We start from the raw sequence: 292 nt of genomic DNA, 5'->3' as shown, positions 1-292 counted from the left end.
TTTACCACTGTTCCTCAAACGGGCCAGATTGTGGAATAGGATTATAATAATGAACATATATCATTCATTAAAAAGGAGTAATATAATATATGGAATCTGAAAATTATAAATTTACTATTTTGAAAGCAGATAAAGTAGATTTTGATGTGAGGAAACAAATGTCTGAAATATTTTCAGAAGGGTTCTCACAATGGCTCGTTTTTTTTTCAAAGGATAAAAATAAAATTGCAAAAGCTTTTGCTCATATGTTTGTTTTGAATCAATTTTATGTAGCGATAGCTAATAATAAAAT

General features: G+C 27.1%; 1 pseudogene. It reads left to right on the top strand.

What is annotated here, in order from left to right:
* Window positions 1-89: 89 nt before the first annotated feature.
* Window positions 90-292: pseudogene (locus V7164_RS14100) on the top strand (GNAT family N-acetyltransferase); the annotation flags it as partial.

The organism is Bacillus sp. JJ1474, assembly GCF_036965225.1.
GTDB lineage: Bacteria > Bacillota > Bacilli > Bacillales > Cytobacillaceae > Cytobacillus.
This window is presented reverse-complemented; position numbering and strand designations above follow the sequence as displayed.